General features: G+C 61.0%; 6 protein-coding genes and 1 pseudogene. 3 read left to right on the top strand and 4 right to left on the bottom strand.

Going from position 1 to position 6,623, the window contains the following annotated elements; translation table 11 throughout:
• Together NW808_RS11310 and mraY are read left to right on the top strand one after the other, a co-directional pair.
• Positions 1–426, top strand: a pseudogene (locus tag NW808_RS11310) (phosphoketolase); the annotation flags it as partial.
• A 102-nt stretch (positions 427–528) separates the two neighbouring features.
• Positions 529–1,605: a phospho-N-acetylmuramoyl-pentapeptide-transferase gene (gene mraY / locus NW808_RS11305; protein ID WP_414421245.1), complete on the top strand. Its 1,077-nt coding sequence runs from the start codon at positions 529–531 to the stop codon at positions 1,603–1,605.
• A gap of 6 nt (positions 1,606–1,611) precedes the next feature.
• On the opposite strand, the gene NW808_RS11300 is transcribed toward mraY, so the two are convergent.
• From NW808_RS11300 to NW808_RS11285, 4 genes are all read right to left on the bottom strand, one after another.
• Entirely contained in the window at positions 1,612–2,127 is a 516-nt protein-coding gene (locus NW808_RS11300; RefSeq protein WP_414421244.1) for a hypothetical protein, read from the bottom strand.
• Between the two features lie 143 nt (positions 2,128–2,270).
• Positions 2,271–2,888 (bottom strand): Npun_F5749 family FMN-dependent PPOX-type flavoprotein, encoded by a 618-nt coding sequence (locus NW808_RS11295; protein WP_414421243.1) that lies wholly within the window; start codon positions 2,886–2,888, stop codon positions 2,271–2,273.
• Positions 2,889–2,937: 49 nt separating this feature from the next.
• A complete protein-coding gene (locus tag NW808_RS11290) occupies positions 2,938–4,155 on the bottom strand; it encodes a GNAT family N-acetyltransferase (RefSeq protein WP_414421242.1) in 1,218 nt (405 codons plus the stop codon).
• A gap of 102 nt (positions 4,156–4,257) precedes the next feature.
• Positions 4,258–4,911 carry a DUF3386 domain-containing protein gene (locus tag NW808_RS11285; protein ID WP_414395733.1) on the bottom strand — a complete coding sequence of 218 codons (654 nt, stop codon included), beginning with the start codon at positions 4,909–4,911 and terminating at the stop codon, positions 4,258–4,260.
• A 359-nt stretch (positions 4,912–5,270) separates the two neighbouring features.
• Between NW808_RS11285 and murA the strand changes: the two genes are divergently transcribed.
• On the top strand, positions 5,271–6,590 hold the full coding sequence (gene murA, locus NW808_RS11280; protein ID WP_414395920.1) for a UDP-N-acetylglucosamine 1-carboxyvinyltransferase: 1,320 nt from the start codon (positions 5,271–5,273) through the stop codon (positions 6,588–6,590).
• Positions 6,591–6,623: the final 33 nt, after the last annotated feature.

The raw sequence follows: 6,623 nt of genomic DNA, 5'->3' as shown, positions 1-6,623 counted from the left end.
ATCAAGATCCGGGTGGTGAACGTGGTAAACCTGATGAAGCTGCAGCCGCCCAGCGAACACCCCCACGGCATCAGCGACAAGGAGTTTGTCAGCATCTTCACCCCCGACAAGCCCATCGTGTTTGCCTTCCACGGCTATCCTTGGCTGATTCACCGCCTCACCTACCGCCGCCCCAACCACCACAACCTCCACGTGCGCGGCTACAAGGAGGAAGGCACCACCACCACTCCCTTCGACATGTGCGTCCTCAACCAGGTGGATCGCTTTAACCTGGCCAACGATGTATTGGAGCGGGTGGAGCGCTTCAAATACCGGCGGGATCACCTCCAGCAGTTGATTCGGGACAAGCTGGTGGAGCACAAACACTACATCCGCGAGCATGGAGAAGATCTGCCGGAGGTGCGCAACTGGAAGTGGCCCTACTAGGGGATCCCCCTCTGAGCCGCGGGCAAGCTAGAGTTTTCTTGGGCTCTGCCTGCTAGAGTTTTCCCAAGCTTGGAGATTGAGGGTGTGAGGGGTTTAGAAAAGATGGAGGGGGATACCCTTTCCCGGCTGGAAGTGGAAGAGGCGGACTGGGGCGGGGCGGCGCTCTCCCTAGTTCTGGGCCTAGCGCTCTCGGCCTTGGCGATGGGAAGCCAGCCCCAGGTGCTTCTTCCCTTTGGGCTGAGCGTGCTGGGATCGGCGGTGCTGGGATCCCTGCTTCTTCCGCTCTTGCGGCGCTGGAAGGCAGGGCAGGTCATCCGCGAGGAGGGACCCCAGTCCCACTACAAAAAAGCGGGCACGCCAACCATGGGCGGCCTTAGCTTTTTGCCAGTGGGGCTGCTGGTAGCCGGAAGCTGGAGCGGCTGGGATCCCCAGTGGCTGGCGGTGGCCCTCCTGACCCTGGCCTACACCTTGGTTGGCTGGCTGGACGATTGGCTGGTCATCCGGCAGCGCTCCAACAAGGGGTTGCCCCCCCAATCGAAGCTTTTGCTCCAGGTGGGGATTGGCCTGGTTTTCTGTGGCTACCTGGCCTGGCAAGGGATCCCAACGGTTCTCACGCTTCCGGGAATAGGCTCCCTCTCCCTAGGCGGGCTGTTTTGGCCGCTGGCTTTGTTTGTGCTGGTGGGCACCAACAACGCCGTCAACCTTGCCGACGGCATGGACGGCCTGGCCGCAGGGGTGGTGGCCCTTGTCCTGGCAGGGCTGGGGCTGACGGCAGCGGATCCCGTTTTGGCGCTCCTAGCCTTTGCCTTGAGCGGCGCCTGTCTGGGTTTTCTAGTGCACAACCACCATCGGGCCCGCCTGTTTATGGGGGATACCGGCTCCCTAGGCCTGGGGGGCGCTCTGGCGGGGCTGGCGCTGCTGGGAGATCAGCTCTGGGCTCTGGCCTGGATGGGCGGGATATTGGTGGTGGAGGCGCTGTCGGTAATCCTACAGGTGGGCTACTTCCAATACACCAAACGCAAGACCGGCCAAGGCCAACGGCTGCTGCGCATGTCTCCTCTCCACCACCACCTGGAGTTGGGGGGCTGGTCGGAGGTGCAGGTGGTGGGGTGCTTCTACGGGCTAACAGCGCTATTGGTGGGGGTGGGCTGGCTCTGCTGGCAGGGGTCTGGAGGGTGAGCCTCTCTAGGGCTGCAAGATCATCGACCAGGAGCCGCTTGCCTCATCCCAAAAAGGCGCCAGCGACTCTCCCACCACATTTGGCCCCCAGTAGCGGCGGGTTCCATCTAGGGTAAAAGCCACCACAACATCGCCGGGGCCAATCTGCAGCGGCTCCTCTCCTAAGCTCAGCAGCAAACCCTGGCTGCCTCCTTCGCCAGGGGCAAAATCCCAGTGAGCCGTTTCGGGGTTGGTCAGCCGACTGCTGCTGCGCAACAAGATCACTAAGCGAATGGGGTGGGGAGTGCGGTTGCCAACCCGAAAGGGGCCGGTGCGAACCGATTTCGAGGTTAGGACAGAGGTCCCCCCCTGCCTAGACGAACTGGGCGGGGATGTGGCAATTAGGGGAGCTGCAATCCCCCTAGGAACAGCCAGACTCCAAACCAGGGCAGCAGCTAAGCCCAAGGATCCCCGCCGTACGCTAGCCGGCAATGACCTGCCGGTCACTTGGGCAAAGGGCTTTGAGAGGGCGGGAATGGCCATCAGAATTCCTGCCAGCAGGAAGGCTAGGTGTCGGATGGAGAGCGCTACCTCCCCAACTGCTCTCGGGCGGCGTTGCCCTAGGGGGTAGCACGTCTATTCTCTTCATATTCTCTCGGAAAGCGAGAGGAAAAACAGCTCCCCTGCTAGGGATTGACCGCTCGACATTGCCATCCCTGCGGGCTGCGCTCATAGAGGGTTCGCCGTTGGGGGTAGATTGCATCCCCCCTGAGCTGCAGGTGATCCACCTCCGTTGGATCCAACAGCAGGAGGACAAAAGTGGGCGGCGGCGAAGATGCCTTTTCGGGGGTTAGCTCGGTAACAAAGGCCTCTGGTGGAGCAAGAGGACCTTTGGGTTCTGGCCAAAACCAGAGCAGCCGTCCTTCTTCTGGAATTTGTTGCCACAACTGTTGCCGCTGCTGCTGCGCTTGCGGATCCGGATGGCCAGCAGTGATGGCTTCCAGGGTGCCAGCGATGCGGAATTGCTCGCGCGTTTTGGCAAAGTACCAGCAGATCTGGGCCAGGGGACAGTGGGCAATCTGGTGGATCTTCTCGCTGCGGCTATCCACCGCCAACTGGATGCGGTCGGTCTCGCCCAAGAACCCCCGGAAGACCACTGTGCGGTTGCGCGGCCGCCCGCAGGGATCCACCGTGGCCAACTGCAAATAGCGTGCAGCCGGGTCGCTGCGGTTGCGGTGCAAGGCCGCTTGGAGCTTTGCTCGCCAGGAGGGATCCCCGGCCGGGCTATCCTTCAACTTGTCCATAGAGGTGCGCAGATGCCCGCCAAGCAAGACTTAACCGCCAGGGGGGAGCCTACCCTTGCGGATCCCTGGACTGCCCTGGCCCGGCGTTGGGATCCAGCGCAGGGGGATGAAAGCGGTGCTCCAGCCAGCTCTCCGCTGCCCCCTCAAACCGCTCTGGCACCGGCTGTTTCATTGGCAGTTTTTGGAACACTAGACTGAGATACTCGCTGTACCACGGCGAGCGGACTTCCCGCACCTTGTACCACACCGAGCGTGACATCAACAGCGTCCGCTCCACCTCCTGGGCTCCCAGCTTAAGCAAGAACTCTTCCCGTTCCGGCTGGTAATCGGTGGAGGCCAACGCCAAAGCCTGCGGCGGATAGGCTTGGGTGAGCTGGGCCATCTTGGCCATGAGCTCTGGGTAGAGCCAGGTGTAGGCGGGGTGAACCGTAAGCTTGGCCACGTGCGGCTGCTGCCCCGTCCGATCCAGCTTGAGGTTGAAATAGCCGATGGCGGTTCTCCGCTCGGGCTCGTAGACACACATCTCCAGCCGTTCGGTTTGGCTGACGGCACACCTGGCCTGCTCCAGAAGCCACTCCAGGGGGCTAGTGCGGAAGTCGCCCACGTTGCGGTCGTACACCTGGCGCACCGTGGCCGGCATGGATCCCGTATCCAGTTGGTAGATGGCGTAGGCATCTCGGTTAGTCACCGGCACCAGGTTGGGCAGCTTGGGCTCGTGTTGGCTGAGGGCAGCCAGGATCTCGGGCGGGATCGACCAGTAGGTAATCTGGGCTAGGGGCTGGAAGCCATTGTGCCGGTAGAGGGCTATCGCCCCCTTGTTGTGGATGTTCACCTCCAGAATCCAGGTGCGGGCCTCGCGAAAGTGCTCCATGCAGTGTTTGAGCAACTTAGACCCAATTCCCTGACGCTGGGCCGAAGGCGCCACCGCAATGTGATCCACCCGCCAGGTGCTGCGGGAATGGTTAAAGGGAGAAACCTGAATAACCCCCTGGATTTTGCCCTCCAGCTCCGCCACATGCACGGTAAACATGTGCTGGAAGCGGTTGGGAAACAGGCTTAGGGCTCTTAGAAGCCCGTACCACTGGCGCAGCCTCCGCAGTTGGCGACGAATGTCTACCGAGCGACTGCCATACTCTTCTTCAAAAGCTTGCGCCAAAATCTCCTCCACCGCCTCCAGGTCCCCCAGTTGGGCCGGGCGGAGAATCAGCTTGGGAGCCTCGCTGGGGGCTTCGGAATCTGGAGTAGGTTTTACCGTTGTCCTGTCCATGTTAAAGTTCCGGGGGGAACATTCAAAGCATAGCCCAGAATCCTCCTTCCTCTAGGGAGGTTGTTGCGGCCCCGAAAAAATTTTGTGTGGTCGCTTGGCCAGTTAGGCGCTGGCATCGAGCAACGCAAAGTTGCTGAAGCTAAAGCGCTTCTCAACAACACCAGCTTCCGTCTCGGTTTGAATGCGCCGCTCGGAGAGAATGTAGTACTTGCCCACCTTGGTGTAGAGGTCTTCAAATTGGCTGCGCCCACCCTTTTGCTCACCGGTCTTGGCGTCGTGGTAGACAGAGTCGTAGCGGTGGGAGAGGTAGCCTTCGCCGGTGTCGTGGCTGCTGAAGGTGTGAATGGTAACCACCACGCCGTGAATGTGCCGATGCACCATGGTAATTTGGTTGTCGCGCACGTGGTAGCGATCCCCCTCGGCTTTGCCTCCCACGAGGATCTCCACCGAGCCATCGGGCAGGATTTGGCCGTAGCGAAACGTGTTTTGGCCGTGGGCTTCGGCAAAGCTGCGGCGCACCCGGTGGACAGAAATCTCCCACATCTGCTCTTGGATGGCTTTCCGAGCTTCCTCATCTTCCACACCGGTTACCGTGGCTTTCAGGTCTGCCCCCAGGCGCACCTGACCCACAAACATGCGCTCTCCATCCCAGTAGGTGACCTCTGCGCTATAGCCCGGAAAGTCGGGATCCCAGGTGTAGCGATTTTCGTAGGCAGCCCGAAACAGTTCTTCGGCAGAAACGCGAGTTGCGGTCATCAGGGATCTCCTTCTTGCAAGAGATTCTCATCACTCTCCATTGTACCGCTCTCCCCTGTTGGGCTAAACCCAGCCGCCCGCGCTGGGAGCCTGCATTCAGGGAAGTGGCTGAGCGAATCCTCCTTTGCCACTATAGGGTAGAAGCAGGGCTGTAGGAACTTCTCTTCCTTCCTCACTCCCGGTTTGGGCCTGCTAGTTTAGCCGCTGCTGTGATCCCCAGGGTATTCTCTGAAGTGCCTACCCTTTCTTTTGTGTGAGGAGGAAGATTGAAAGATTTTGACAATCGCGGCAACAGAGCGTCCTCTCGCATTGACCCGGCGGGGCTCTTGGAGCCTGAGCTGTGGCCGACCCCCACAGGGATGGCAGCCTCGTCAGAGATAGCAGGGCCGGTTCTAAAAATTGTTGGCAAGCAGACCCTAAGCGGCCACGTTCCCATCGGGGGATCGAAAAACTCAGCTTTGGCTCTCATGGCCGGATCCCTCTTGGCCCCTGCCGCTTGTCGAATTCACAACGTGCCGCGCCTGCTGGACATCGAACGCATGGGGCAGATCCTGGCCACCCTGGGGGTTAAGGTGTCCCATGTCGGCAATACCCTTGACCTAGACGCCAGCTCCCTGAGGACTTGCCAGGCTCCCTATGAATTGGTCAGCCAGTTACGGGCCAGTTTCCTTATCATCGGACCGTTGGTGGCGCGGCTGGGAGTGGCCAGGGTGCCCCTACCGGGCGGCTGCGCCATTGGCTCGCGTCCCGTGGATCTGCATGTGCGGGGTTTGCAGGCGTTGGGGGCAACGGTTCAGATTGAGCACGGGGTGGTCCACGCCTATGCCCGTAAGCTGGTGGGAACCCGCATCTACCTCGACTATCCCAGCGTTGGTGCTACGGAAACTCTGATGATGGCTGCTACGCTGGCCGAAGGGGAAACGGTGATTGAAAATGCCGCCCAAGAGCCAGAGGTAGCGGACCTGGCCCGTTTTTGTCAGGCGATGGGAGCCCGCATCCGTGGCGTAGGCACCAATACCGTTGTGGTGGTGGGGGTGCCGCGTCTGCATGGCACAGAGTACACCGTCATTCCCGATCGCATCGAGGCCAGTACCTATCTCATCGCTGGAGCGATTACCCGCTCTGAGCTCACCGTGGGGCCGGTGATTCCGGATCACCTGCGGGCGGTGATTGCCAAGCTGCGGGACATGGGGCTGCGGGTGGAGGAAGAAGGCCCCAACCGTCTGCGCATTGCCCCGGCTCAACTCAGCTCAGGCTGGATTTGTCAGGCCACCGATATCCAAACCCTGCCCTACCCGGGTTTTCCCACCGATGTGCAGGCGCCAATCATGGCTTTGGCTGCTCTCAGCGAGGGCAGTTGCACCATCGAGGAGACAGTGTTTGAAAACCGAATGCACCACATCCCGGAGCTTAACCGCATGGGCGCGGACATTCGTCTCAAGAACCGGGTGGCCATCGTCCGGGGGGTGCCGTCTCTGTCAGGGGCGCCGGTGGTGGCTACGGACTTGCGGGCGGGGGCGGCCTTGGTGTTGGCTGGCCTGGCGGCCGAGGGCTGCTCCACCATCTACGGGCTCCACTACATCGACCGCGGCTACGAAGCCATCGACGAAAAGTTGCGCAATGTCGGGGCCAAGGTGTATCGCTGTAACAACCCGGCAGAAGACCCGACTACGGCCTAGAGTCAGCCAGGGATAACCCCTTCCCGGCTTCAG

It is taken from the genome of Synechococcus sp. W70.1 (assembly GCF_047461515.1).
Lineage (GTDB): Bacteria > Cyanobacteriota > Cyanobacteriia > Thermostichales > Thermostichaceae > Thermostichus.
This window is presented reverse-complemented; position numbering and strand designations above follow the sequence as displayed.

What these genes read in the sequence shown, in the direction of transcription:
- NW808_RS11285 (WP_414395733.1), bottom strand. Translation starts at nt 4,911, where the DNA reads ATGACCGCAACTCGCGTTTCTGCCGAAGAACTGTTTCGGGCTGCCTAC.
- mraY (WP_414421245.1), top strand. Translation starts at nt 529, where the DNA reads ATGGAGGGGGATACCCTTTCCCGGCTGGAAGTGGAAGAGGCGGACTGG.
- NW808_RS11300 (WP_414421244.1), bottom strand. Translation starts at nt 2,127, where the DNA reads ATGGCCATTCCCGCCCTCTCAAAGCCCTTTGCCCAAGTGACCGGCAGG.
- murA (WP_414395920.1), top strand. Translation starts at nt 5,271, where the DNA reads ATGGCAGCCTCGTCAGAGATAGCAGGGCCGGTTCTAAAAATTGTTGGC.
- NW808_RS11290 (WP_414421242.1), bottom strand. Translation starts at nt 4,155, where the DNA reads ATGGACAGGACAACGGTAAAACCTACTCCAGATTCCGAAGCCCCCAGC.
- NW808_RS11295 (WP_414421243.1), bottom strand. Translation starts at nt 2,888, where the DNA reads ATGGACAAGTTGAAGGATAGCCCGGCCGGGGATCCCTCCTGGCGAGCA.